General features: G+C 48.0%; 23 protein-coding genes and 1 riboswitch. Of the genes, 12 read left to right on the top strand and 11 right to left on the bottom strand.

The window, feature by feature from the left end; genetic code table 11:
- The first annotated feature begins 235 nt into the window (after positions 1 to 235).
- Positions 236 to 1,585, top strand: a complete 1,350-nt coding sequence (locus IC230_RS28575) for an amidohydrolase (RefSeq protein WP_191042495.1) — start codon at positions 236 to 238, stop codon at positions 1,583 to 1,585.
- 87 nt (positions 1,586 to 1,672) lie between these two features.
- Here the strand turns inward: IC230_RS28575 and IC230_RS28570 are convergent, their stop codons facing one another.
- From IC230_RS28570 to IC230_RS28560, 3 genes are read right to left on the bottom strand one after another with little or no spacing between them, the layout of a single operon-like run.
- Positions 1,673 to 2,470 carry an SDR family oxidoreductase gene (locus IC230_RS28570; protein WP_191042494.1) on the bottom strand — a complete coding sequence of 266 codons (798 nt, stop codon included), beginning with the start codon at positions 2,468 to 2,470 and terminating at the stop codon, positions 1,673 to 1,675.
- A 13-nt stretch (positions 2,471 to 2,483) separates the two neighbouring features.
- A complete protein-coding gene (locus tag IC230_RS28565; RefSeq protein WP_191042493.1) occupies positions 2,484 to 3,395 on the bottom strand; it encodes a S66 peptidase family protein in 912 nt (303 codons plus the stop codon).
- Positions 3,396 to 3,447: 52 nt separating this feature from the next.
- On the bottom strand, positions 3,448 to 4,440 hold the full coding sequence (locus tag IC230_RS28560; RefSeq protein WP_191042492.1) for an ion channel: 993 nt from the start codon (positions 4,438 to 4,440) through the stop codon (positions 3,448 to 3,450).
- Positions 4,441 to 4,556: 116 nt separating this feature from the next.
- Here IC230_RS28560 and IC230_RS28555 point away from each other — a divergent pair, with 116 nt between their 5' ends.
- From IC230_RS28555 to IC230_RS28535, 5 genes are all read left to right on the top strand, one after another.
- The gene (locus IC230_RS28555) at positions 4,557 to 6,158 is read left to right on the top strand and encodes a Na+/H+ antiporter (protein ID WP_191042491.1); all 1,602 of its coding nucleotides are present in this window, start codon (positions 4,557 to 4,559) and stop codon (positions 6,156 to 6,158) included.
- Positions 6,159 to 6,348: 190 nt separating this feature from the next.
- Positions 6,349 to 7,353: a glycosyltransferase family 2 protein gene (locus IC230_RS28550; RefSeq protein WP_191042490.1), complete on the top strand. Its 1,005-nt coding sequence runs from the start codon at positions 6,349 to 6,351 to the stop codon at positions 7,351 to 7,353.
- An 87-nt stretch (positions 7,354 to 7,440) separates the two neighbouring features.
- Entirely contained in the window at positions 7,441 to 8,616 is a 1,176-nt protein-coding gene (locus tag IC230_RS28545) for a glycosyltransferase family 87 protein (protein WP_191042489.1), read from the top strand.
- A 61-nt stretch (positions 8,617 to 8,677) separates the two neighbouring features.
- Entirely contained in the window at positions 8,678 to 9,379 is a 702-nt protein-coding gene (locus IC230_RS28540; RefSeq protein WP_191042488.1) for a class I SAM-dependent methyltransferase, read from the top strand.
- Between the two features lie 161 nt (positions 9,380 to 9,540).
- The gene (locus IC230_RS28535) at positions 9,541 to 10,341 is read left to right on the top strand and encodes a polysaccharide deacetylase family protein (RefSeq protein WP_191042487.1); all 801 of its coding nucleotides are present in this window, start codon (positions 9,541 to 9,543) and stop codon (positions 10,339 to 10,341) included.
- A gap of 56 nt (positions 10,342 to 10,397) precedes the next feature.
- On the opposite strand, the gene IC230_RS28530 is transcribed toward IC230_RS28535, so the two are convergent.
- Positions 10,398 to 10,724, bottom strand: coding sequence for a DUF721 domain-containing protein (locus tag IC230_RS28530; protein WP_191042486.1), 327 nt, complete (start codon positions 10,722 to 10,724; stop codon positions 10,398 to 10,400).
- 189 nt (positions 10,725 to 10,913) lie between these two features.
- Positions 10,914 to 11,018: riboswitch (SAM riboswitch) on the top strand.
- A gap of 186 nt (positions 11,019 to 11,204) precedes the next feature.
- Between IC230_RS28530 and IC230_RS28525 the strand changes: the two genes are divergently transcribed.
- The 4 genes from IC230_RS28525 to IC230_RS28510 all read left to right on the top strand — a co-directional run bounded on the left by IC230_RS28525 (position 11,205) and on the right by IC230_RS28510 (position 15,072).
- Positions 11,205 to 12,521, top strand: coding sequence for an O-acetylhomoserine aminocarboxypropyltransferase/cysteine synthase family protein (locus tag IC230_RS28525; RefSeq protein ID WP_191042485.1), 1,317 nt, complete (start codon positions 11,205 to 11,207; stop codon positions 12,519 to 12,521).
- Between the two features lie 73 nt (positions 12,522 to 12,594).
- Positions 12,595 to 13,674, top strand: coding sequence for a homoserine O-acetyltransferase family protein (locus IC230_RS28520; protein WP_191042484.1), 1,080 nt, complete (start codon positions 12,595 to 12,597; stop codon positions 13,672 to 13,674).
- 6 nt (positions 13,675 to 13,680) lie between these two features.
- Complete coding sequence (locus IC230_RS28515; RefSeq protein ID WP_191042483.1) at positions 13,681 to 14,298, top strand: SGNH/GDSL hydrolase family protein; 618 nt, start codon at positions 13,681 to 13,683, stop codon at positions 14,296 to 14,298.
- Positions 14,299 to 14,343: 45 nt separating this feature from the next.
- The gene (locus tag IC230_RS28510; RefSeq protein ID WP_191042482.1) at positions 14,344 to 15,072 is read left to right on the top strand and encodes an esterase family protein; all 729 of its coding nucleotides are present in this window, start codon (positions 14,344 to 14,346) and stop codon (positions 15,070 to 15,072) included.
- A gap of 9 nt (positions 15,073 to 15,081) precedes the next feature.
- On the opposite strand, the gene IC230_RS28505 is transcribed toward IC230_RS28510, so the two are convergent.
- The 7 genes from IC230_RS28505 to IC230_RS28475 all read right to left on the bottom strand — a co-directional run bounded on the left by IC230_RS28505 (position 15,082) and on the right by IC230_RS28475 (position 22,556).
- Positions 15,082 to 16,188, bottom strand: a complete 1,107-nt coding sequence (locus IC230_RS28505) for a lipase family protein (protein ID WP_191042481.1) — start codon at positions 16,186 to 16,188, stop codon at positions 15,082 to 15,084.
- Positions 16,189 to 16,232: 44 nt separating this feature from the next.
- The gene (locus IC230_RS28500; protein ID WP_223860917.1) at positions 16,233 to 16,616 is read right to left on the bottom strand and encodes an META domain-containing protein; all 384 of its coding nucleotides are present in this window, start codon (positions 16,614 to 16,616) and stop codon (positions 16,233 to 16,235) included.
- A 137-nt stretch (positions 16,617 to 16,753) separates the two neighbouring features.
- Positions 16,754 to 17,944, bottom strand: coding sequence for an amine oxidase (locus IC230_RS28495; protein ID WP_191042479.1), 1,191 nt, complete (start codon positions 17,942 to 17,944; stop codon positions 16,754 to 16,756).
- Positions 17,945 to 18,093: 149 nt separating this feature from the next.
- Positions 18,094 to 18,933: a 5'-methylthioadenosine/adenosylhomocysteine nucleosidase gene (locus IC230_RS28490; RefSeq protein WP_191042478.1), complete on the bottom strand. Its 840-nt coding sequence runs from the start codon at positions 18,931 to 18,933 to the stop codon at positions 18,094 to 18,096.
- Between the two features lie 10 nt (positions 18,934 to 18,943).
- The gene (locus IC230_RS28485) at positions 18,944 to 20,242 is read right to left on the bottom strand and encodes an NCS2 family permease (RefSeq protein WP_223860910.1); all 1,299 of its coding nucleotides are present in this window, start codon (positions 20,240 to 20,242) and stop codon (positions 18,944 to 18,946) included.
- A gap of 116 nt (positions 20,243 to 20,358) precedes the next feature.
- Positions 20,359 to 21,084 carry a 6-phosphogluconolactonase gene (locus IC230_RS28480; protein ID WP_191042476.1) on the bottom strand — a complete coding sequence of 242 codons (726 nt, stop codon included), beginning with the start codon at positions 21,082 to 21,084 and terminating at the stop codon, positions 20,359 to 20,361.
- 80 nt (positions 21,085 to 21,164) lie between these two features.
- Positions 21,165 to 22,556, bottom strand: a complete 1,392-nt coding sequence (locus tag IC230_RS28475; RefSeq protein WP_191042475.1) for an alkaline phosphatase D family protein — start codon at positions 22,554 to 22,556, stop codon at positions 21,165 to 21,167.
- Positions 22,557 to 22,599: 43 nt separating this feature from the next.
- Here IC230_RS28475 and lysA point away from each other — a divergent pair, with 43 nt between their 5' ends.
- Positions 22,600 to 23,874: a diaminopimelate decarboxylase gene (gene lysA, locus IC230_RS28470; RefSeq protein WP_191042474.1), complete on the top strand. Its 1,275-nt coding sequence runs from the start codon at positions 22,600 to 22,602 to the stop codon at positions 23,872 to 23,874.
- A gap of 85 nt (positions 23,875 to 23,959) precedes the next feature.
- Positions 23,960 to 24,673, top strand: a complete 714-nt coding sequence (locus IC230_RS28465; RefSeq protein ID WP_191042473.1) for a YebC/PmpR family DNA-binding transcriptional regulator — start codon at positions 23,960 to 23,962, stop codon at positions 24,671 to 24,673.
- The last annotated feature ends 122 nt before the right edge of the window (positions 24,674 to 24,795 follow it).

Genomic DNA, 24,795 nt, shown 5'->3' with positions numbered 1-24,795 from the left:
TGAGAGAATTGCAAGATAGTCTGTTCGTTACAAGAAATTCTCTTTTTTAGTTATCAGTCTACTTTTGGTTTAAATAAGTCTACTAGATTTCTTGACTTTTATTCATATAACTCCTATCACGACCAACAAAAGTATGAGGTATTTATTAGGCACAATTGTGCTATGCCCCTATATTGTTCTGCCAAAAGCGTATATTGCATAATGATGAGACGTAACTAAGAAATTGTATAATTCAATGAACAAGCAGCAACTATTTGTATGCGTTTTAGTAATCGGAAGCTTAACCGCTCAAACAGCATTTGGTCAGACAGCAACACTGAATGCCCGGATGGATAAAATGGCGGAAAGCCTTGAAAAAAAAGTTGTTTCCTGGCGTCGTGATTTTCATCAACATCCTGAATTGGGCAATCGAGAATTTCAGACGGCGTCTAAAATTGCGGCCCACCTCCAGGCACTGGGCATGGAAGTAAAAACCGGTGTCGGCAAAACTGGTGTTGTGGGTTTACTCAAAGGTGGTAAATCAGGTCCGGTGGTGGCACTTCGGGCGGATATGGATGGCCTACCCGTAACGGAACGGGTAAACGTACCGTTCAAATCGGAAGCTCATACCGAATACAATGGTCAGCAGACGGGTATCATGCATGCCTGTGGGCACGATAGCCATGTAGCCATACTAATGGGCGTGGCTGAAGTGTTGTCTTCCGTTAAAAATGATCTGCGCGGCACAGTTAAGTTTATTTTTCAACCTGCCGAAGAAGGAGCACCCGCTGGTGAAGAAGGGGGTGCCTATTTGATGGTGAAAGAAGGCGTACTGGAAAACCCTAAAGTCGATGCCATTTTCGGCTTACACATCAACTCACAAACGGAAGTTGGCACCATCAAATACCGACCCGGCGCTACCATGGCCGCTGTCGATTCGTATGCCATAAAGATTAAGGGCAAACAAACACACGGTGCCAACCCCTGGTCAGGCGTAGATCCAATCGTTACGTCTGCGCAGGTTGTGATGGGGCTGCAGACTATTGTCAGTCGGAATGTTAATCTGACCGATGATGCGGCCGTTGTGACGGTGGGTGCGTTGCACGGCGGTATTCGGCAAAACATTATTCCGGAAGAAGCGAACATGATCGGTACGATTCGTACGTTTAGTCCTGACGCGCAGAAACTGGTTCATCGGCGGATCAACGAAATCGCGACCAACATTGCCGAAAGCGCGGGTGCTCAGGCTGATGTAAAAATTGATATCATGTATCCGGTTACCTATAACGATCCCAAGCTGACGGATCAGATGGTGCCATCCATCGAAGCCGTAGCGGGTAAAAACAACGTAAAAATTACCCCGGCTGCGACTGGTGCTGAAGATTTTTCATTCTACCAGCAAAAAGTACCCGGACTTTTCTTTTTCCTGGGAGGAATGGCGAAGGGAAAGAAAGTAGAGGATGCGGCCCCGCACCACACCCCCGATTTCCAGATTGATGAGGGAGGCTTTGTATTGGGTATGAAGTCCCTATGCCGTCTTACTACCGATTATATGGAATATGCCAGTAAAGGCACAGCCGTGAAAGGACTTACGGCGAGTAAGTGATGCATAACAAGAGTCTTAACGTAACGTGGGTGAGAATCGGCAATGATTGGTTAAACATTGCCGATTCTCACCCACGTTACGTTAAGACTAGGTTCCTTTTCGGTTCCGTAGAATTCTGGATAGTAAGCCAGGAAAAAAACGTTTTAGATAAATGCCGTAGATTTCTGAACCTCCGATATAAACTTCCTCCTTTTCCTGAGAAACAGCCCTTAGTAATCGCTTGGCAAACTCATCAGGGGACATGCCTTTTTCCTGATTATCATCCATTTTGCCATGTGTCTGACCGTGGGCGTTAAGTGCATTTAGTGAAATGGCGGTTCGGATATAACCCGGACAAACCAACGTAACGCGCAGACCAGACTCATAAACCTCCGCCCGCAGTGCATCGAAAAAGCCGTGCAGGGCATGTTTGCTCGCCGAATAGCCCGAGCGTTGTTTGGTTGACAGTTTGCCTGCGACACTACTCATTACAACAAAATGCCCGCTTTTCTGGGCCAGCATAATGGGTAATACCGCTTTTGTAAGCGCCACAACACCAAAGAAATTGACTTCCATAAGTTGTCTGTAGACGGCAAAATCGGTATCAGCGACGGTGCTACGTTGGGAAATTCCCGCATTCTGAAATACGTAATCAATCCGACCAAATCGCTGACGCACAACGTCGACTTGAGCAGGCAGGTTGTCAATATCAGTCATATCCAGAGGAAGCACCAACACGTCTGATTCTGGTAAACCCGTTTGCGTAGCCACACGTTGTAGCTCATCAGCCCGTCGGGCTGACAGGACTAGTTTGACACCCTTATACTGACTCAACGCAAGTGCGATGGCTTCGCCAATACCAGACGATGCACCGGTAATCCAGATAACCGATTCCTCGAATACCATAGACGTAGCGTTTTTACAGATGAAAATTGATACGACCTGATTCTTGCTCCACGATCAAGTCCACAGTACTTCCGATTGGCAAAGCCAGGTTATACGTAACGTGACCGGCTGGAAAATCATACAAAACGGGAAACGCATAACCTGAAACAGTATCGGCAATAATCTCGTAAGCGTCTTTGCCGAAGGGAAGCGATAGATTTGCCCGCATATCGGTAAACTGCCCGACTACCAAACCGGCCAAACGAGCCAAGCGTCCGGCTCTACGGAATTGCAGCATCATCCGATCCAGCGAGAAAAGCGTTTCGTCAATGTCTTCGATGAACAGGATTTTCCCCCTAAAGTCTACATCAGTTGGTGTGTTGATGGAGTTAACGAGCATTGTCAGATTGCCACCAACGAGTGGTCCTGTAGCTTGTCCTGATCTGTTGAGCGGATGGGCCGGAACGGTATAGTGCGAGGGGTATTCGCCGAACAGCCACCGACGTAACGATTCAAGCGATTCAGCCCGGTCCGGGTCACCAAACTGGCGAGGCATTAGGCCGTGTAAACTTACAATCCCCTGGTTGTATAGTAAACTTAACAACACCGTTACGTCGCTGAAACCTACTAACCATTTAGGATTGGTTTGCAAACGGGTCAGATCGAGATCGTCGGCGATTCGGTAACAGCCATAACCGCCACGAGCGGCAAAAACGGCTCGTACGTTTGGATCATCAAAGAAGCGCTGAAGATCGGCCCGGCGAAGTTCGTCGGAACCCGCAAAAGGCCCATCCGTTACGTGTAAACTCTGACCTTCTAGTACGTTGAGATGCCAGACATCGCGTAAAATATGAATTCCATCGGCCAGTTCTTCATACGGAAACCAACTGGCCGGGGAAACAATCCCGACTGTGTCGCCGGGACGTAAAAAGGGAGGTAAAATCACTTGATGAGGTAGAAACTGCTGTTTCGGTTTATGCGCCGTTGAAAGGGAAAATCTAATTTAGAGCTATTTCTTCGGTATCGTCAAGTCGGTTCAGGTCAAGGGTTACGGTGCCCTGCTGACTTCCATCGAACATTGGCCGGAATTTATGTCCCCAACGGATTTCATCATGCCGGTAGGAATAGCGCGTATGCACACTCTGAGCGAACGTATCGTCCATCGCCTGAAAAGAAATTAAAAACTCGCTATCGGATGTTTCCATATCCTGAGGAGTGCAGCCATACAAAGGACTTTCAGACGTAATTGGGTGTACCAACGTCCAGTTGGTTGGGAAAAAAGTCACCTTGCTACGTTCCAGATTCAATCCATAATATTTTCGGGTAGGCGTTCCGTCGGCTTTCGGTTCGATGCGGGACAGCGATACCGTTATGTTCAGATCGATCAGTTGATTGGCTCGGGTATTGATGATGCGAAACATCCAGGCATTCACGTCTAAATAAGGGGCAATAACGGCTATGCGTGAAAAGCGAGTATGGGCAACGGGCCGTGAAAAACGCGCGTATAGTAAACCGGTGGCCAGCGCAAATGCCAGCAAGCCAATCATCGACTCAAAGGCGGCAATGCAACTCGTCAGAAAACTGTCGGGCGAAATATGGCCATAGCCAACGGTGGTAAGCGTTTGTGAACTGAAAAAGAAACACTTCCAGAACGGTCCATTCAGCGCCCGGTCATCAACGCCTTTCAGCGTATCTGATCCTGCCAGCATATAGACGCCCGCAAAAAGTGTGTTGGTAAACAAATACGCCAGGAGAAGCCAGCTAAAAAACTGGGCCCAGCCCATGGTGATGAGCCGATTATAGATGTTCAGCCGATCCCAAAGCGAGTCATTGATACGGGTAATGTTGAAACTACCGTCTTTGTTAATCAGCCGCGATTGGGAGTGGGTGATTTTCGTGCCAAAACCAATGTCGTTCCGTTGCTCTTCCTGCTCAACTAATTTGCGGTCGACGGAACTTTGATTTGAAAAACGACGGTTTGATGAATTCATACCGGATAAATTTGGGATAGGAGGTCCGTTTCGGTAGGGCGGCTAACAAAGTTATGGCAAATTTGTCCCGCTTGTCATGGCCTAATCAGAATCATCACCCACATTCTATTCACGCAATGCATCCAATTGAACTTATAACGGGTCTACTCGGCGTAACAACCCTGCTGGCTGTCGTGGCTCGGTGGGTACGAGTATCTTATCCAATTTTGTTGGTTATCACGGGTTTGTTCATTGGCTGGATACCGGGTTTACCGCACGTAGAATTATCGCCAGATGCCGTTTTTCTGGTCTTTCTGCCACCCTTACTGTATGCGGCTGCCTGGCAAATCGACAATGTTGAACTAAAACTATATAGTCGGTCCGTCACCCTGCTGGCTGTTGGTCTGGTGCTTTTCACATCGACCGTTGTGGCGCTGGTAGCCCATGCCTTCATTCCTGGTTTTTCGCTGGCGCAGGGCTACTTACTGGGGGCCATCATTTCTCCTCCCGATGCCATCGCTGCTACGTCTGTCACGCAGGGGTTGAACGTACCCAAACGGATTACGACTGTGCTGGAAGGCGAAAGTTTAGTGAACGATGCCACCAGCCTGATTATTTACCGTTACGGCTTAGCGGCTATTCTGACAGGTCAATTCGTATTATGGCAAGCCAGTCTGCGATTTTTGGGAATTGCGCTGGCCAGCGGGGCGCTCGGTTGGGTAATTGGCTGGGGGATGAGTCGGGTACACCGACTCGTTACAAAAGATACGGTTATCAGTACGGTATTGACCCTGCTGACACCCTACGGCTCCTACCTGATTGCCGAAGAACTTCACATTTCGGGCGTTTTGGCCGTGGTTACAACGGGGCTCTACCTATCGACTCGAACAACGGAAATCTTCAGCAATCAGAGTCGGTTGCAAACCAACGCGGTCTGGGAGATTGTGGTTTTTCTGCTGAATGGCCTGGTATTTATTCTGATCGGTCTGCAATTGCCGACGATTGTCGCTGAACTAAACGGGTATACCCTGACTCAAGCAATTAACTATGGCCTGTTAATCAGTGCTGTCGCGGTTGTTTGCCGGATTCTCTGGGTTTTCCCCGGAGCGTATTTGCCTCGCCTGTTAAGCCGACGTATCCGCGAACGGGAACCTAAGCCGACCTGGCAGCAGGTAGCTGTTATTAGCTGGGCAGGAATGCGTGGCGTCGTTTCATTGGCTGGAGCTCTGGCGTTGCCCAATACGTTGCTCAATGGTCAACCTTTTCCTGCCCGGGATCTGGTCCTGTTCATTACGTTCATTGTGATTCTCTGCACGTTAGTAATTCAGGGGCTGACATTGCCCGTAATTATTGACGGACTGAATGTACGGGAAACGATTGACGGAAAGCGGGAAGAACGCAAATTACGGCGAAAGATGGCTTTAGAGGTCATCACACATCTCGAAGCCAATTACTCAGTGGGCGTGGTACACGACGATGTATTGAACTACGTGAAAAACGCCTACGAACTTCGAATCAATGAACTCAATGGGATGTTGCGAGCCAATAGTTTGTCAGGACGTCCGGAAGAGCTGTATCAACAAGCCGTTCAACTTCAACTGGAACTGATTGCCGTTGAACGTAGCGTATTGAACAGTCAGCGGCAGGGAAGCTTGCTGGATGGCGAGGTGTTTCGAAAGATGGAACAGGAACTGGATCTGGAAGCGGCTCGTCTTTCGTTGGTACAACCGTCAGATTAAAAAACCATTAAACAAAAGAGTACAGTCTGATTGTTAAATAGATAGAGCAGCAAGTTCTCAAAAAGTACATAACTAAGATGACATAGTCATTTTTTTTACCAGGGTAGTTGAAAATATTAGGTAAATATACTTATTTTAGCAGGAGATTTTTGGAATGCCATCCGTAACGGCTCATAATACGAACCTACTCATGACGTATCACCCAGGTATGATTAGCCTGATTGTACCCGCTTTTAACGAAGAAGAAAACTTACCCGTTCTAGTTCATCGTCTTATGGCCGTTATGGAGCCATATGACTCCTATGAAATTCTGATCATTGACGACGGCAGTTCTGACCAAACCCGTTACGTACTGCGGCAATTAAGCAAGGCTTATCCAGTTGTTCGGTTTCTCTCATTTTCCCGCAATTTCGGTCACCAAATGGCGCTACGTGCTGGCTACGATAACGCACGGGGTGAAGCAGTCATCTGTCTTGATGCCGACCTTCAGCATCCACCTGAGCTGATTCCAGCCCTAATTGACAAGTGGCGTCAGGGCTATGAAGTCGTGTATACCGTCCGGCAGACCGATCCAAAACTGTCGTGGTTTAAGCGAACGACGTCAAAGCATTTTTATCGATTGTTACGTACCGTCTCTAATCTGGATATTGAAGATGGGGCTGCTGATTTTCGGTTGCTCGACCGAAAAGTGGTTAACACCATCAAACAGTTCAAGGAAAACGACCTGTTTTTGCGTGGGGCGATCTCGTGGGTAGGCTTCCGGCAGTGTCGAATCATTTACGAACCAGCGGCCCGATACGCAGGGCGGTCAAAATACTCATTCCGTAAGATGCTTAAGCTGGCGGCAATGGGCATTACATCTTTCTCAACACGACCGCTGTATCTGTCGGTACTGCTCGGGTTTATTATGTTTCTCTTCGCCAGCCTGTTCGGTGCGGAAGCTCTCTACGAACACTATTTCACAAATGCTACCGTATCAGGTTGGACCACGTTGGTTTTACTTTCTGTATTGATCGGTGGTGTGCAGTTTATTATGATTGGCATTATCGGTGTTTACCTGGGTAAGACGTTCGTTGAAGTGAAAGGACGACCCGCTTACATTATTGGTGATACGAGCGAGATTGAGGAAAGCGTAGCGCCATGGCAATCATCCACAGAGGAGAATGACGACGTCTTCTATTTACCGTCCAGGTAAATTAATCGGATGACATTATACGAATAGATTGGCCAGCCGCCCAATACATTGGGCGGCTGGGTAGTTTCTTGACCAGTTCATGTCCGGATGGTATCCTTTTTTAAAAAACCATTATTTAGTGATTACCGATTTATAGTCGGTGTTTACGCGCTGCTTACGTTGTTTGCCAGCCTCCGGATCGTTTTTGTCGATGGTTCCAATAATTACCAGATTTTCTATCACTCGCTCGATCATCTTATTCAGGGTATAAGTCTGTATAATGAATACCCTGCTGAATACACGGATCATTACCATTACGCGCCCACATTTGCCGCCCTTTTCTCCCCGGTTTTTGCCTTACCTTACTCAGTAGGTTTATTCCTGTGGCATTTTCTATTTGCTGGTGTCTGGATGTTCGCCATTTACCGAATGCCTTTCACACATCAGCAAAAGGTGTTCGGGTATTGGTTTGGCTTGCAGGAATTATTTACCTCGCTCGTAAACAGCCAGACAAACCCGCTCATTGCGGCCATACCACTATTTGCTTTTCTATGTTTTGAGAAACGACAGCCGTTCTGGGCGGCCTTTTTTATCATCCTGGGGTTTAATATAAAAATATACAGTCTGGTGGCCGGGGCACTCTTTCTCCTCTACCCGCAAAAACTTCGGTTTTTAGGGTCCATCGTAGTCTGGAGCGTAGTACTAGGGCTACTTCCAGTCGTGTTTACGACGCCGGCTAAACTGCTCTGGCAATACGATCTGTGGGTTAATCAATTGTTCATTAAGTCAGATCATGACAAGTGGGCGAATACGTCTATTCATCGACTCATTCATACCTTTATTTCTCCTGATATTGACACAGCAGTCATTATTGGCTTGGGCGTAGTACTTTTTTGCACCGTTTATAGTCAGATTCGGAAGTTTACCCAACCTGCGTTTCGACTGCTCATGGTGGCTTCCATACTGATCTTTCAGGTCATTTTTAACCCGGTTTCCGAATCTCCTACCTACATTACGGCGGTCACCGGTGTGATTATCTGGTGGTTGTACTGTCCCCAGACTTGGCTCGATCGAACGTTATTGATGAGCTGCCTGATACTAACGGTTTTCTCTCCCAGTGATCTATTCCCATCTTTTTTGCGCGAGCAATACGTTAAACCGTACGTATTAAAAGCGTTACCCTGCGTATTGATCTGGTTCCGGATTATTTATCTGATGAACATATTCGCTTTGGAACAGATTTCTAACCGCAATAGGGTTTCTGTGGTTTCTATTGAGAAGTAGTGTATTTCTAACGATTCAGCAGACGCTCAACAAGCTACTGTCTGATTTTAAACCTAGGTGAATGGCTTCAACGTGGCTCGATTTCTGGCAGGGCGAGAATGAATTTGATCAGCCAATGTCAGTCAATTACGCTTATTTTCTGGCTCGCATAAAAAAGCATGTACCTGTATCAAAAACGCATAAAGTACTTGATATTGGCTCGGGGCCCGGAAACCTGGCCGATGCCTGGCACGATCAGGTCGCGGAAATTCACGGTCTGGATATTTCCAAACGCTACAATGAAATCGCCAGGACGAAACACGCTCATCACCCCAACATTCACTTTCATGATTTAGCCTCGGATGATTACCTCAATTTCAGTCCCGTCAAACAGATTAAGTTTGACCTCATTATTGTTATGAGCGTGGTGCAATACTACCGGAACGTAGCCGATGTCGAGCAACTACTCAAATCAATCAAAGGAGTAGCGGCACCCGGCGCCAAGGCACTTATCTGCGACTTGATGGTAGGTGGTAGTGTGCTCAAAGATATAGCCAGTATTATGGGTCGTTCACTCAGGCAGGGCCAGTTGCTATCTATGCTGAAATTATTGGTGCAACTCCGACTATCCGCGTATTATACTATCCGTAAAGAGAATGGCTTCTTAGTGATACCAAAGCAGGAGTGGCTGGCTATATGTCAACGATTGGGGTTGACGGCGGAATTTATTGAGGAACCATTGACAATGCAGCAGGAACGACAAAATCTGCTGATTCATTTTTAAAAAGTTGTTGAATTGATTCAACTGGTGCGGGTGCCTTGGAGGACACACCATTCATGAGGATCGGGCATATCGGCGTATATTTGGGGAAACGTTCGTTAGTAGAGAAGGTGGACTGCCTATATCATCAGCGAGACGAGCGAGATTGAGGAAACCGTAACGACATGGCAAGCCCCAACCGAGGACGACGAGATATTTTATTTACTGTAGACGTAGAAGAGTTTGATACCGCCGTTGAATTCGGTCATAATATCCCCCTAAGTGAACAAATAGACGTATCAACACGGGGTCTGAAATTAGTAGCCGATTGCTTCGATACAGTGGGGGCTCGCACTACGTTATTTACAACAGCGAATTATGCGCTCCACGAGCCAGAATTAATTCGGAAACTAGCCCAAAAGCACGAAATTGCTTCCCACGGCTATTTTCACACCACGTTCGAACCCGCCGATCTGCTCACCTCCCGACTGGCCTTGGAGGATTTGCTGAAACGACCTGTAACTGGGTTTCGGCGCGCGCGTATGGGGTTCGTCGATCCAAACGATGTGCAGCAGGCAGGCTATCAGTATAATTCATCGCTGCATCCAACCTGGTTACCGGGGCGGTATAACCATTGGGGTGATCCGCGCCATCCCTTCCGGGAAATGGGAGTCTGGCAAATTCCGGCATCGGTTACCCCTACGCTACGATTACCCTTGTTCTGGCTGAGTCTGAAAAATTTCCCGTTTGCTTTCTATAAACAGCTTTGCCGCCAAACCCTGCAAACCGATAATTTCCTGAATCTATACGTCCATCCCTGGGAGTTCACGGATTTATCGGCCTACGAAAAAATTCCCACCTATGTGCGCCGACATTCCCGCGATGCGTTACTCGACCGGGTCGACAATCTGCTACGTTACCTGAAACCATTGGGCGAGTTCAGCACGATGGGCGAATTCACAGAGCGCTTAAACAAGACCGCATAAAAGCAAAGGGCATCGTTTCGTAGCGATGCCCTTTGCTTTTATGATGAAGGTATAAATCAAATAAATATTACGTCGTCAATAACGTCGGTGCCCATGTCTTTATTCACTAATTGAATAAGCTTTTGCTTGGCGTTAACCAACTCGTTACGTAGCGGAGCCGAAGCAATTTCAATATAAAGTTTACGATCACGAACGTAGAGCCGGTTTGTACGAGAAGCAATCGCCTGACCCATCATGCGTCCCCAAAAGGCTTCCAGGTACGTTTCGTTAAAGCGGGTCTGGAGTCGGTATGCTTTTAACAGCTGACCGATGGCATCTTTTAGGGTGGTAGTTCCAGCTACTCGGGTAGCATTTTCGCGGTTGTATCGGTACGGCTGATTCATCGGCGGGTGTCTTACCACAAAAGTAAACAATGAATTGACTTAATAAACGACTGATTGTTCAGCTACCTTAAAAAATATATCGCTACACAGAAAAAATGTATAGTGTTTGGATTCGCCCCGTTTGACTAGTATACTTGCGGCATCAAGTCAATTGCTCCGCGTCACTGTGTACACTTACTGGCGCGCGTTGATTTATAAAGAAGCGGGAAGAGATCAGGCTCTGTGAACCGCTGGCAACCTACCACACGGCAAGGTGCTAACTCCTGCCTAAAGCTATTTTAGGAACTATAAATCGAAGAACTCACATGATCTACAGACAGCGATGTATGGCCGTAGGGGCCTGCTAAGCATTCTTCTCTCACCTTGCCGCTGAAAACCGGGAGTGGTCTTTAGTGTGTATTTTTTCTGTTCATACTGGCTGATTAATAGCCGGTTACGACTGAAAATAAGTGCAAACATAAAACCATAGACTCGTCTATTATGTCATCTCAACTTCATTTCGATACGCTTCAGCTGCACGCTGGCCAGGAGCCTGACCCAACAACGAACTCGCGGGCCGTTCCTATTTATCAGACAACGTCGTACGTATTCAACGACTCCGCGCATGGAGCTGATCTATTTGCTTTAAAGGCATTTGGCAATATTTATACACGCATCATGAACCCCACTTCCGACGTCTTCGAAAAGCGCATGGCAGCTCTCGAAGGTGGTGTGGCGGCTCTGGCAGTAGCTTCCGGACAGGCAGCTCAATTCATTGCCCTGAATAATATTTTAAGTGCCGGAGAGAATTTTGTGACCACTTCGTACCTGTACGGCGGTACTTATAATCAGTTTAAAGTGTCATTCAAACGGCTGGGAATTGAAGCCCGATTCGCTGAAGGCAATAGCCCTGAAGCGTTTGCTAAATTGATTGACGACAAAACCAAAGCTATTTACCTCGAAACAATCGGTAATCCTGAGTTTAACATCCCCGATTTCGACGCCTTTGCGGCACTGGCCAAAGAACACGATTTGCCGTTGATTGTCGACAATACGTTCGGGGCGGGTGGGTATCTGTTCCGGCCAATTGAGCACGGGGCCGCTGTCGTAGTTGAGTCAGCAACGAAGTGGATTGGCGGACACGGTACCAGCATCGGTGGCATTATTGTGGATAGTGGGAATTACAATTGGGGCAACGGTAAGTTTCCGCAGTTTTCCGAGCCATCGGAAGGCTATCATGGTATGGTATTCAGCGACGTATTCGGGGTGGGTGGACCGTTTGGCAACATTCAGTTCATTATCCGCGCTCGTGTTGAGGGATTACGTGACTGGGGACCAGCTATTAGTCCGTTTAACTCATTTCTGTTGTTGCAGGGACTGGAGACCTTATCGCTTCGGGTAGATCGAATTGTCCAGAATGCGCTGGCTTTAGCACAGTGGCTTGAACAGCATGAACAGGTCGACTACGTGAATTATCCGGGTTTGGAAAGTAGTGCTTACCATGATCTGGCAAAAAAATACCTGAAACGCGGATTTGGTGGCGTATTTACCTTCAAAGTGAAAGGGAACAGCGATGCGGCCGACCGGTTTGTCAATGGCCTGAAACTAGTAAGTCATCTGGCTAACGTAGGCGATTCGAAAACACTGATCATTCACCCCGCTGCGACAACACATCAGCAGCTGAGCGAACAGGATCAGGCGAGTGCAGGCGTTGAACTGGGTTTGCTACGTGTTTCGGCAGGAACTGAACACATTGATGATATTAAAGCCGATTTCGAACAGGCGTTTGCGCAGATTGCCGAACCGGTATTAACCTAGTTGTTGGTTTGGTCTGCAGTTGGCTAACGTACCATAAGTGCATCGTCAGCTGTAGACCTCAAACTTTTTCCAATTGGATCTCCAGTATTTCGATTATAAATATTCGTTTCCACTCGAATCGGGTGAGAGCCTACCGAGTTTTCGGTTGGCCTATACCACACGTGGCACACTCAACGATGATCAATCTAACGTCATCTGGATCTGTCATGCCCTGACCGGTAATGCCGATGCCGGCGATTGGTGGGGGGGCATGGTCGGTACGGGCAAATATTTTGATCCGGAGCGACATTTCATTGTCTGTGCTAACGTATTGGGTTCGTGTTATGGCACTACAGGCCCTTTGTCGGTAAATTCATCGACCCGTAAGCCCTTTTACCATGATTTCCCAGCTGTTACGGTGCGCGACATCGTCGGTACGCTGGATCTGCTACGTCAGGAGTTGGGAATCGAAAAGATACATACCTGTATTGGCGGGTCCGTTGGTGGTGAGCAAGCGGTTGAGTGGGCTATTCTGCAACCAAACCTGATTGATAATCTGGTGCTGATTGCATCTAGTGCCGTGGCTTCACCCTGGTGCATTGCCTTCAACGAGGCACAACGGATGGCCATTGAGGCTGATCCAACCTGGACTGAGCAACGCGACGATGCAGGTCAGGCCGGAATGAAAGCAGCCCGGGCGATGGCCATGATTTCTTATCGAAACTATGATACGTATGGCTTTACGCAGGCGCTGGACAACAATGAACAGCTGGACGCATACAAAGCGGCTGGTTATCAACGTTACCAGGGCGAAAAACTAGCGGATCGTTTCAATGCGTTTACGTACTGGACGCTCACAAAAGTGATGGATTCGCATAACGTTGGCCGTAACCGGGGGAGTATTCTCAACGCGCTGGCGCAGATAAAAGCCCGAACGCTGGTTGTTGGCATTCGGTCGGATTTATTATTTCCCCCATCGGAACAGCAGTTTCTGGCTCGCCATATTCCTGACGCGGCTTACGAAGAAATTGATTCATTATATGGTCATGATGGTTTTCTGATCGAATTCAGACCATTAGCTAACATCATACGCAAATGGATGGCCGGTACAGATTTAGTTAGTAGATTGAAACCAATTCCATCTACACCAGGTATTAGTTCTCAAGTTAAATAGTTATTTATGGTTTGGTACGAGGCCGAAGTTCGGCAATTAGAAGATAAATTTAGGACACTGCCTTCCGCTACAGATCGAGTTGTTTTCTACGGGAGTTCGTCAATGCGGCTCTGGACAACGCTGGCGCAGGATTTTTCAGAAGTCAATACGCTCAATCTAGGATTTGGGGGATCAACACTGGCAGCCTGCGCCTGGTTTTTTGAACGATTACTCGTTCCGGCAGCGCCCCAGTCCGTTATACTGTATGCGGGCGATAATGACCTTGGCGATGGTCGTCATTCCGAAGAAGTCTATCTCTTTTTTTGCGCCTTTATCGAAAAAATGGAGATGTACTTACCTGACGTACCGCTAACGTTTTTATCGATCAAAATCAGCCCCGTTCGTTGGAATATTGCCGATAAAATACGCCTTGCGAATGAGCTGATTAAACAGGAAGTTCAGAAAAATCCTGATTTTCAATACGTCGATATGACAACTCCTTTGCTCGGTAGCAATGGTCAACCGCGTCAGGAGTTATTTGAAAAGGATGGCCTGCATTTAAATCCGCAGGGTTACCGGGTCTGGCAACAAACGATACAACAAGCTCAGATTTTTAACAATTTATTGATCCCACAGCCGCTGTAATTTCCTACAAATGTTGCAATTTCACGAGCACTAACTACCCTCGTTATGCAGCGTGAGTATCACAAGTGGTTCAGCCCAAATCTGAACCGTGACATGGAATTACTGATTTTCGGTCACGCGGGTGCACGAGTGCTGGTATTTCCAACCCGGCGCGGGCGATTCCATGAGTATGAAGATTTGGGGCTGGTTGAAGCATTGGCTGATCAACTGGAAAATGGTTGGTTACAGCTTTTCTGTGTGGATAGTGTTGATAGAGAAAGTATCTACAATCGATACGTTGCTCCCTACGATCGTATTCGGCGGCATAGCCAGTACGAGCAGTATATTCTGAATGAAGTTCTTCCCCTTTCACGGCTGAAAAACCCTCAGCCTTTTATGATTTCGCACGGTTGTAGTCTGGGAGCCTACCATGCTGTGAATATCGCTCTTCGGCATCCGCAATGGTTCGGTAAGGTTGTAGCGTTCAGTGGTCGATATAGTTTATCGGAGCCCGTTGCTGAGTTTCGGGGTTTGTTCGATGATTACTACGATGAGGAGATTTATTTTCATAGCCCTAACCACTTTCTACCCAATTTGGCCGATGATGCCGTTCTTAACCACTTGCGTCGCCTGGAAATTGTGATGACGATTGGTGTTGACGACCCGTTTATCCAAAGTAATTTCGCCCTGAGTGAAGCGCTATGGAATAAACATATAAATCATCAACTGCTTATGTGGGACGGACGGGCTCATCAGGCCAGCGATTGGCAGAAAATGGTACAGCTGTATCTGTAAACGTACCAGCTACTTCTGGCTGGATGAAGTTAGCGGGAGCTTTTCAGCCAGATAGAGATAGGGTGGATGCAAATGGTGAATAAAAATGTTTTCCTTGCTATTCGGGTATTTTTGGAAATAGGCGCTGTCTCCGAGTAAGACGATCGTGTTTCCGGTTCTGACGTAATCGCTACTGTTGTAATATTCAGGTGGTACGTAACCAGTCAGGTTCTTGCCAACGGTTTTTGAGGCCAGATTTCCCAAATATTTCTGATAGGCTTTCTGGGCTTTCAGAGAAGGTTTGCTCAAACTATTATAAGCGTATTTCAACGCGATCCGGTTAATTAACTTCTTCTGCTTTTTGATCATGGCAGGTGCTCCAGCAAACGGGTTTGTTGGATTGAAATCATTCACTGTCTGTACAGTGAACGGCACTTCAGGAACCCAGTCAGCCGAGTTAACGACATTATAAGCCCAACCCGCTTGCGTAGCCGCTTCATACTCATAGGCATAATACAGGTTGCCTGGTTTGGGACCTGCGCTACAATACGTCTTGAACCGAATGTCAGCCGGAATCCGACCTTGTTTCTGTAGATTATACAGGTGCGACGTCAACAGGAAAACGAGAGCTCCTCCCTGGCTGTGGCCCATTAAGAGTATGTCTTTGATACCTGCCCGGTAACAGGAATCAATTTTTGGCAGAATATCTTTCGCCAGAAAGCCCATCGTCACCAACCAGCCAACGTGAACGGCTGCTCTGGGATTCGCGGCCAGCTCATAAGTGAATTTTTCGGTATCGCTGAGCTGGATCTCTCCTTTGGCGGGGACCATGGCTGCATAAAAATTACCCAGCCAGCTTACATTGTCCTGTGTAGTACCTCGAACGCTGACTACCGCTACTGACTGATTATCAACGAATAAATCCCAACGATTTTGCAGGCCAACAACAGGTGATCGATAAACAAACTTGAATCGTTCGGGCTGCGGAAGCGCCTTTATGTAGGCTGAATCCCCGACCTGTGCTGATACTTTAAGGAGTTCAATGTACTCCGCTTTATCGAATCCAGGTTTGAGCTTTTGTCCGAAAAGAACTGTCGAACCAGCAAACAGGATAAAAAATGCGAGAAAGTACTTCATAAAGGAGGAAGGTTAATCGTGAGTTAATTGAGCGCACACTGACCTTATTTCGACGGTTCCGCCCGTAGCCGTGCTACAACAGCCTCATCGTTTTTTAATAGCAACTCTTTACCCGAAATACCGTACGCGTTTGTAGCCGCCAGCGCTTTCATAAACGCGTTTTCTCCGCTCATATCCGGACAAGCCATCTTTGTTGAGCCGATTCCGTTAAATTTTATTTTTTCATCGCCCGATAATGTATACGTACCGAATAGGCGATTACAACCCGTTGAGCCAACGACTTTGTTGCCTTCGGCTGTAAATTCAAGAGAAGCCTGCTGATTGGGGCCAGGATGAATAACCGGCTGGTCCTGTAACTCAACCAAAACCCAGTGATTTTGAGTCAAGTACAGGCTATCCGTAGCAGATCTTGACGAATTACAGGCCATAACAATCAAACATATGCTGACTGTAAACAAGAATTGGCGTCTCATCAGACTTATTGGCTTTTTATGTAGGCTTTCACTAGTGCTAACGTAAACTATATACAGCTCATTTGCATAAGTAGCCCATTTCTGCTCTAAATTTAATGATGATTGGTTACTAAAAGTGAATTGTTTAAACTCTGCTGAGTACTTAACAGGGCATCTGCATACGGTTTGAACAAAATCCGACCCGGCGGAGTCACGGATAAATCGGCATCCCATAGGCCCGAGCGATGCCACTGATCAAGGTGATCCCAGTCTGGGCGATCGACCATTGGATAAAGACAGGCTCCCCAAAGTGGTACTCCTTCCTGAATAACAGCCCCGCATTCACGGCCAATCATATCAATCCAGACGGGACGATCAATTCCGGGATGGCTCGTTTCAGTTAGCGCAATAGGTCGATTGTAACGTCGATACGCTTTCATGAGTAAATGGCGAAGGGGCAGCCAGCGCGAGTCGGGTATGCGGTCGTTCCAGCCGAGAAAAATGCCGGTCCCTTCAACCCATTGATTGTTGTAGTAATAATTGAACCCCAGAATGTCGAGGTAATTGGGTGAACCCCCTAACTCGGGAGCGATTAAACCTGCCAGTATATCAACCGATTGAAATTGGTTTTCGTCGGCAACGGCGGCATTAATGATCTGCTGTTTGGTGGCATTAAGTGGCGGAACCATATGGACCAATGGTTCGGTCGTTAGAATCCGGATCGTCGGGTCGATTTCACGCATGGCCGCTACGCCTTCAATGTATGCCCGCATGAGGCCAAGTTTTACTTCCCATCCCTGCCGGACGCAATACGGCGACGTACCGCGTACATCCCCCCCCAGCCATGACATAAAACTAACTTCGTTGATGGGCGTAACGATTAATGTATCGTCGGGATACCGGTCGCGATAAAACCGGACAAAGGCCCGGCACAGATGCGCGAATCGTCGGGCAAACATCGGATGGAGGGGTGTCATGTCGTCGGGATAACCGAAATGACACAGGTCCCAAACCTGCTGAATACCCTGCCGATGGCCTTCGGTCAGCATTTGTTCGACGGTGCTCCAGTCGTATTGATAAGCTGTTTTTTCAACCCGACTCCATTGAATACCTTCCCGAACGGTTCGAATATTGAACGTACTAAGTTGCTCGTAGTCTTCCGACAAGCGTTGCAGATGCCCGGTGTGACGTAGTAAATCAACGCGATTCCCAAAACAGTTCTGTTGATCGGTGCATTCGTAACCCGCCCACCAAAATGATCGAAATGGATTGGTTGTTGTAGATGATGACGTGTTGAGTAGCAAAAGAATGATGGTTGTTATTTGTCAAAGATGAGGCAAAGGTTTTCTATTACCAATTTATAAACGTATTTCCAGGATGGCTTGAAACATATATCGTAGTAGAAAGTATGACTATGGATCAATGCCCTGAATCCGAAAGCTGGAGAAAGCGGTTATAAAGCTTTTACAAGGGCAATAACCAATTTCGCTGAGTTCCGGGCGGCTGTTGGGTAAAACTTATCGTAGGCAATGTGCGCTTCGGCGTCGGCCCGGTCGCTTAGGCTACGGATGATTAAATGGGGTACCTGAATCTGATAACAGACCTGCGCCACCGCAGCCCCTTCCATTTCAGTAGCGTCGGCCTTAAAATCAGCACGCAGGTTCTTCACTTTCTCGGGTGAGGCTACGAACACATCACCCGTCACGACTGTACCCGTCATCACCTTCACCGGACGATCCGAAACGCCACCTGAGGCCAGTGGAATACCTTCTAACGACACTGTCTTCACTACGTTCTCCGCCAGGCGCATGAGCACCGAATCTGCCGGGAAATAAACGGGGTTAAACTCCCTGGTAATTGCATTCCGAGTTTGCCTCGTCGGCGTATTCTTGTCTGTAATTGACCCGTAATCGTGGTGCGCCGTTTGGCCCGCAATAACAATATCGCCAGGTTGTAGATCGGGGTTTGTACCGCCCGCAATTCCCGTAAATAAGACCCGTTTGGGTCGGAAATGATCGAGCATGAGCGCGGTTGTCATGGCAGCATTGACTTTCCCAATACCGGTTTCCGCTACTACCACACGCTGTTTGCCGATACGTCCGGTGGTGAACGTAATGCCGTCGACAACAACGGTTTTAGATTTTGTCAGTGATTCTTTAACCAGCGCAACCTCAGCGCCAAAAGCGCCTAATAAACCCGTAATGGGTTTGGATTTATAGCGCTGGGCGAAGGTAAACGAGTGAACAAGTGAAAGCGTAAAAAAAACTATAGTGAGAGCGAATGGCTTATTCATGCGGTTTAAATTAATGGCCGGCGCTTAGGGCCAGCACACAAAATACATCAACAATCAGCAGACCGAGTGGCACTTCGTTACGTTTCCCAACGGCTATTTTTATAATCGTCCAGGAAAGAAATCCCCAGATCAGTCCCTGCGTAATCGAATAACTGAACGGAATCAGAACAAGGGCCAGAAAAGCAGGCAGGGCATCGTCTAACTTGCCCCAGTCGATACGTATGATGGGTTTCATCATGAACGCGCCTACCAACACCAAGGCTGGAGCCGTTGCAATAGAGGGAATAACGGATAACAAGGGCGATAGAAACAGAAAGGGAAGAAAACAACACCCTGCAACAATGGCTGTCAGACCGGTCCGTCCGCCCTGGGCAATCCCTACTGCCGATTCGATGTAGGCTGTGCCGGGACTGGTACCAAACACGCCCGCCAGCGTCGTAGCAACAGCATCGGTCAGCATCGATTGGTTTAAATGTTGAGGTTGCCCATTGGCGTCCTGTAAACCGCCGGCTTCGGCCACGCCCACAAACGTGGACAGACTATCAAACAGATCTGTAAACGCAAAAGCGAAAATAACCGGCCAAAGTGACCACGAAAGCGATCCCATCAGATCTAATTTTCCCAATAAAGAGAAGTCAGGCGCGGACCAGATACCCTGAATGTTGACCAGCGTTTTTTGTCCGAAGTTAATCGCCGAAGCATCGCCCCAGAATCGCCCGATTGGCCAGGCTGCTATTGTCGTCAGCACAATGCCGATGATGATGGCTCCCGGTACGTCGCGCACGACCAAAGCACTCGTCAGCAGTAGGCCGAAGACAAACGTTAGTATAATCGGATCATTAAAGTGGGCAATGCTAACCAACGTAGCTGGATTGGCAATAATGAATCTGGCGTTCTCGAAGCCAATTAACGTAATAAACAGCCCAATCCCTGCCGAAACCGCGTAGCGAATAGGGGGTGGAATGATCCGAACAATCGCTGAACGGACATTCAGAATCGACATAATCAGGAATAATACGCCCGCCCAAAAAACGGCTCCTAACGCTACTTCGGGTTTAATACCCATGCCTTTGACGGCTGTAAACGTAAAGAAAGCATTCATCCCCATCCCCGGCGCTACCACAATCGGGTTGCGGGCGTAGAAGCCCATCATTAAACTGCAAAAAAAGGACAGCAGAACGGTGGCCGTTACGACGCCACTGAAAGGTAAACCCGACTGACTCAGAATCGCCGGGTTGACAACGATGATGTACATTGTTGCCAGAAACGTCGAAATACCCGCGAGAATTTCCGTTCGGCGGGACGTCATAAGAGACTCATTGGTGATCATGTATCAGCAGCGGTTGTCATTCATTGCTGAACATACAACCGAATGCCGAAGAATACCAGTCAACGCGCACAAATGACGTAACGAAAGTACTAGCGCTACGTTAGCAAGCTTCCGGCGGCTTCGTCTATCCAGACCTGAGCATTCGCTTGTTTTTGCAGAATACTGGCCGGAACCTGTTCAGTAACAGGGCCTCGTAAAGCGTCGCGTAGTGTAGGCGCTTTTTTCTCGCCACTAACAAGAAGAATGACTTCGTGCGCTGCGGTGAGATGACGTAGCCCAAGCGTAATGCCCTGCGTTAGGGTTGTTTCCTGCGTGAAATATTTCTGACCGACGGTTTTGGTGCTTTCGGCCAGCTCAACAACGTGGCAGCCTAGTGTAAACGGCGTTCCTGGTTCATTGAGCGCAATATGTCCATTCATGCCCATCCCGACGAGCAACAAATCCAGGCCGCCCCGCGAATCAATCAGGTTGTCGATACGGGCGCATTCTGCGGCCAGATCATCCGCTTTCGCATTAAACACATGAATTTGTTCCGGACGAAGATTTAACGGCGTGAACAAGTCGCGGAATACGTAATAGGAACAACTGCCTGCGTCGTCTGGACCAAACCCGACCCACTCATCCAAGCCCACGAACGTACACTGACTCACATCGACTCGCTCATCCTTTGCCAGCGCTACAAACCGGCGGAAGGTTTCAATAGGCGTGTCGCCCGAAGCTAGGCACAGTAACGCATCGGGTTTCTGATTGATAAGAGCCGCGATATGTTCAGCGGCATATTGAGACAAGGTGTCGTGGTCAGGAAAGGCTTGTATAGTCATGGTTTTGTAGCCTAGACGGCCACGTCCGGGTATAAAAATCAGGTTTCTCATCCGGACGTAACCGTCCAGGCTACAAAAAATTACTTCAATTCATTCGCCCGCAGGTCGCGGCTCCAGCGCTCAGCGCCTTTCTGGTCATAGACCTTAATCGTCAAGACTCGATCGGTCTGAGGGCCACTAACGCTTAAAAGTCCAAAATTCCGTTCAGTTACTACCGTTCCTGCTACGTAGGTAGGTTGTTTCAGCTCATCGGCCAGAGGCTGTGCTACGGAAGACGTCAACGGTGAAATGGTCAGGTCGTAGATTGGGTATGTCGAAGAACCACCACTACGTTCTAATTTATGGAGAATCGAGTGATGACGGTCGCCGGTAATGAACAGAACGCCCGGAATTTTTGCATCGGTAATAGCTTTCAGCAAACGGTCGCGTTCAGTGCCATACATCGCATAATTCTCAAAAGCTTTCGTCGGATTGATAATTTGTCCACCCGTTACGATGAACTTGAACGTTGCTTTGCTGAACGTCAGTGCATCAATAAGCCACTGAATTTGTTTGTCGCCGAAATACGCTTTCTCCGGGCCGTCGGTCATGTCGTTCGGCGCGCGAAACGTACGGTCATCCAACAGAAAAAAATGACAGTCGTTCCAGAAGAACGTACCGGCACAACCTTCCGGGAACACGTAATTCGGATTAGTCCAGAATAGCTTGAACGCTTCTAACGTAACGGGCTTAAGCCAGTAAGAGCGATCCGCATCATTTGGGCCGTAATCGTGATCATCCCAGGTTGCGTAGTTATGCGTGCTGGCCAGCAGCGGCTGCATTTCGGGTAGCGAGCGCGTGTGTGTATACCGGCGCAGAACGCCCGTACGGGTATTCCAGTCAACTTCCCGCGTATACGTATTGTCGCCGGTCCAGATCATAAAGTCCGGCTTTTGGGCGGCTAGTGCTGTGAAAATTTCGTAACCACCCCCATATGGCTTACCAGGGCGATCAACATCAGGTTCGTTGACGTACGTGCAGCTTCCGACGGCGAAGCGAAACGGGGGTGGGTCGGTCCGCCATTGCCACAGGCTTTGGGTCTGGAACTGAGTCGGGTAGGGCAGGCTCACCTTCTGGCCCTCGATCAACACGTCGTACTCGTACTTTTTGCCGGGTTCCACCAGGTCGGCGAGCAGGTGGGCGGTAAAAACCGTTTGTCGGTTGGTTTTTATTTCGTTGGTTAAATGAACGGGTGTTGGTTTACCGACTTCGTGATAACGTATCTGAACACGAGCGGGCTTTTTTGTCTGTACCCACAGCATCACTTCGCGCATCGCTGAGTAACCTACCATTGGGCCTGACTGAAGGGTTCCCGATTGCCCAGACTCTACCTGATTACGCGAGGAAGAAACAGAGATTTTTTTTGCTTGACCAAATACTTGTGGAGAGCTGACTATCAATAACCACAAGAGTAGCTGACGAATTTTGTACATGGCCGAAAGATGGCGTAATTTTGCGGCTCGTTTCATTAAAATCATGCAACTTTCCAACCACCAATATACGATTCAGGGTGTTGACGTACTAACGATTGCTGAAGAATTCGGCTTACCGCTGTACGTTTACGATGCCGACAAAATTATCGAAAAAATCGGCTTGCTTCGGTCATCGTTCTCCGGGGTCAATTTACGCATAAAATATGCCGCTAAAGCCTTAACGAACGTATCGATTCTAAAATTGATGCGGCAACAAGGCGTTGAAATGGATTCGGTTTCAGTAAACGAAGCGCGGATGGGCATGCTGGCGGGTTTTGAGCCAAGCCAGATTATGTTCACCCCTAGTGGCGTATCGTTCGATGAAATCCGCGAAGCCATCGAGCTGGGTCTGCAATTAAACGTCGACAGTCTTTCGCTGCTCGAATGGGTTGGCCAGAATTACGGAAGCCGTGTTCCGGTCAGCATTCGGATCAATCCGCATATTAGCGAAGGCGGGAATATTAAAATTTCGACGGGTCATGCCGATTCTAAATTTGGTATTTCAATTCTGCAGCGTGCCGACATACGTGCAATCGTTGAGCAATATCAAATCTCGGTTACTGGATTACACATTCATACGGGTTCCGATTTCAAAAACGCTGGCGCTTTCCTGAAAGGAGCCGACGTATTGTTCGACCTCGCCAGCGATTATCCCAACTTAACGTTTATCGACTTTGGAAGCGGCTTTAAGGTTGCCTACAAAGAAGGCGATCACATTACGGATGTTGCCGAACTGGGTCGTCAGGTGTCAGCCGCTTTCCGGAAATTTTGCCAGGAATATGGTCGCGGGCTGGAATTGTGGTTTGAGCCGGGTAAATTTCTGGTCAGCGAGAGTGGCCATTTATTGGTTAAAACCAACATCGTTAAAGAAAATCCCACCCGTACGTTTGTTGCGGTAGACTCGGGACTAAACCACCTGATCCGACCGATGATGTATGATTCGTATCACGACATCAAAAATATATCGAATCCGCTGGGCACTGAGAAAACTTATAACGTAGTGGGCTACATCTGCGAAACCGATACGTTCGCTACCGATCGTCCGTTGCCCGAAGTTAGACCTGGGGACGTATTGTCTTTTGAGAATGCTGGAGCTTATGGGTTCAGCATGTCATCAAACTACAATGCTCGCCTACGTCCCGCTGAAGTGTTGGTGTATGAAGGAAAACCTTACCTGATCCGTCAACGTGAAACCTTCGAGGATTTACTACGTGGTCAGGTAAGCACAGAAATATTTAGTGAAGAAGTAAGCGTGATGACGGGGTCGCCCGTGCGGTGAAGAATAATACTTTACTGCACCGGCAGCCCCGTTGTCAACTCTTCTATTCTTCGCTTATCACTCTTAAATTCTTCACTCTTTAAAAATGGGACGCGCATTTGAATACCGGAAAGCCCGGAAAATGAAACGGTGGGGACAAATGGCCAAAACCTTCACCCGTATCGGCAAAGACATCGTAATGGCTGTTAAAAGTGGTGGCCCCGATCCTGATTCGAACGGTCGGCTGCGGGCCATTATTCAGAACGCCAAAGCGGCTAACATGCCGAAAGAAAACGTCGATCGGGCCATTAAGAAAGCTTCCTCGAAAGATCAGGAGGATTACAAGGAAATTGTCTATGAGGCTTATGCCCCACACGGTATTGCCCTTGTGATCGAAACGGCTACCGATAACCATAACCGCACAGTGGCAAACGTTCGTAGTTATTTGAACAAACTGGGTGGCAGTTTAGGAACGCAAGGCATGCTGGACTTTATGTTCGATCGGAAATCGGTATTCCGTATTCCCGCTGAAGGGATCGATCAGGAAGAGCTGGAGCTGGAACTGATCGACGTAGGAGGAGATGAAATCGAGTTCGACGATGAAACCAATCAATACGTTATCTACGGTGAATTTACTGCCTTCGGTAGCGTACAAAAGTTTCTTGAAGAAAAAGGGTATGAAATCAAGCAGGCCGAATTTGAGCGAATTCCGAATGATTACAAAGAGTTAACCGACGACGAGGCCGCCGACGTAGAGAAACTTATCGAACGTATCGAAGAGGATGACGACGTTCAAACGGTATACCACAACATGAAGTAAAAGCAACATAAAAACAGAAGGCCGGTCTCAAGATCGGCCTTCTGTTTTTATAGGTTTAGCGAACAGGGTTGGTTTCGCGCAGGATCTGGACCCAGCCCTTCAAGACCTGCGGGGGGGCTGCC

It is taken from the genome of Spirosoma validum, from assembly GCF_014699035.1.
GTDB lineage: Bacteria > Bacteroidota > Bacteroidia > Cytophagales > Spirosomataceae > Spirosoma > Spirosoma validum.
The sequence above is the reverse complement of the archived record's forward strand: the minus strand, read 5'-3'. Positions and strand labels throughout refer to the sequence as shown.

Bases quoted from the DNA above. Each gene is read 5' to 3' on its own strand.
- IC230_RS28575 (WP_191042495.1), top strand. From the start codon at position 236: ATGAACAAGCAGCAACTATTTGTATGCGTTTTAGTAATCGGAAGCTTA.
- IC230_RS28570 (WP_191042494.1), bottom strand. From the start codon at position 2,470: ATGGTATTCGAGGAATCGGTTATCTGGATTACCGGTGCATCGTCTGGT.
- IC230_RS28560 (WP_191042492.1), bottom strand. From the start codon at position 4,440: ATGAATTCATCAAACCGTCGTTTTTCAAATCAAAGTTCCGTCGACCGC.
- IC230_RS28555 (WP_191042491.1), top strand. From the start codon at position 4,557: ATGCATCCAATTGAACTTATAACGGGTCTACTCGGCGTAACAACCCTG.
- IC230_RS28550 (WP_191042490.1), top strand. From the start codon at position 6,349: ATGACGTATCACCCAGGTATGATTAGCCTGATTGTACCCGCTTTTAAC.
- IC230_RS28545 (WP_191042489.1), top strand. From the start codon at position 7,441: ATGGTATCCTTTTTTAAAAAACCATTATTTAGTGATTACCGATTTATA.
- IC230_RS28540 (WP_191042488.1), top strand. From the start codon at position 8,678: ATGGCTTCAACGTGGCTCGATTTCTGGCAGGGCGAGAATGAATTTGAT.
- IC230_RS28535 (WP_191042487.1), top strand. From the start codon at position 9,541: ATGGCAAGCCCCAACCGAGGACGACGAGATATTTTATTTACTGTAGAC.
- IC230_RS28530 (WP_191042486.1), bottom strand. From the start codon at position 10,724: ATGAATCAGCCGTACCGATACAACCGCGAAAATGCTACCCGAGTAGCT.
- IC230_RS28525 (WP_191042485.1), top strand. From the start codon at position 11,205: ATGTCATCTCAACTTCATTTCGATACGCTTCAGCTGCACGCTGGCCAG.
- IC230_RS28515 (WP_191042483.1), top strand. From the start codon at position 13,681: ATGGTTTGGTACGAGGCCGAAGTTCGGCAATTAGAAGATAAATTTAGG.
- IC230_RS28510 (WP_191042482.1), top strand. From the start codon at position 14,344: ATGCAGCGTGAGTATCACAAGTGGTTCAGCCCAAATCTGAACCGTGAC.
- IC230_RS28505 (WP_191042481.1), bottom strand. From the start codon at position 16,188: ATGAAGTACTTTCTCGCATTTTTTATCCTGTTTGCTGGTTCGACAGTT.
- IC230_RS28500 (WP_223860917.1), bottom strand. From the start codon at position 16,616: ATGGCCTGTAATTCGTCAAGATCTGCTACGGATAGCCTGTACTTGACT.
- IC230_RS28490 (WP_191042478.1), bottom strand. From the start codon at position 18,933: ATGAATAAGCCATTCGCTCTCACTATAGTTTTTTTTACGCTTTCACTT.
- IC230_RS28485 (WP_223860910.1), bottom strand. From the start codon at position 20,242: ATGACGTCCCGCCGAACGGAAATTCTCGCGGGTATTTCGACGTTTCTG.
- IC230_RS28480 (WP_191042476.1), bottom strand. From the start codon at position 21,084: ATGACTATACAAGCCTTTCCTGACCACGACACCTTGTCTCAATATGCC.
- IC230_RS28475 (WP_191042475.1), bottom strand. From the start codon at position 22,556: ATGTACAAAATTCGTCAGCTACTCTTGTGGTTATTGATAGTCAGCTCT.
- lysA (WP_191042474.1), top strand. From the start codon at position 22,600: ATGCAACTTTCCAACCACCAATATACGATTCAGGGTGTTGACGTACTA.
- IC230_RS28465 (WP_191042473.1), top strand. From the start codon at position 23,960: ATGGGACGCGCATTTGAATACCGGAAAGCCCGGAAAATGAAACGGTGG.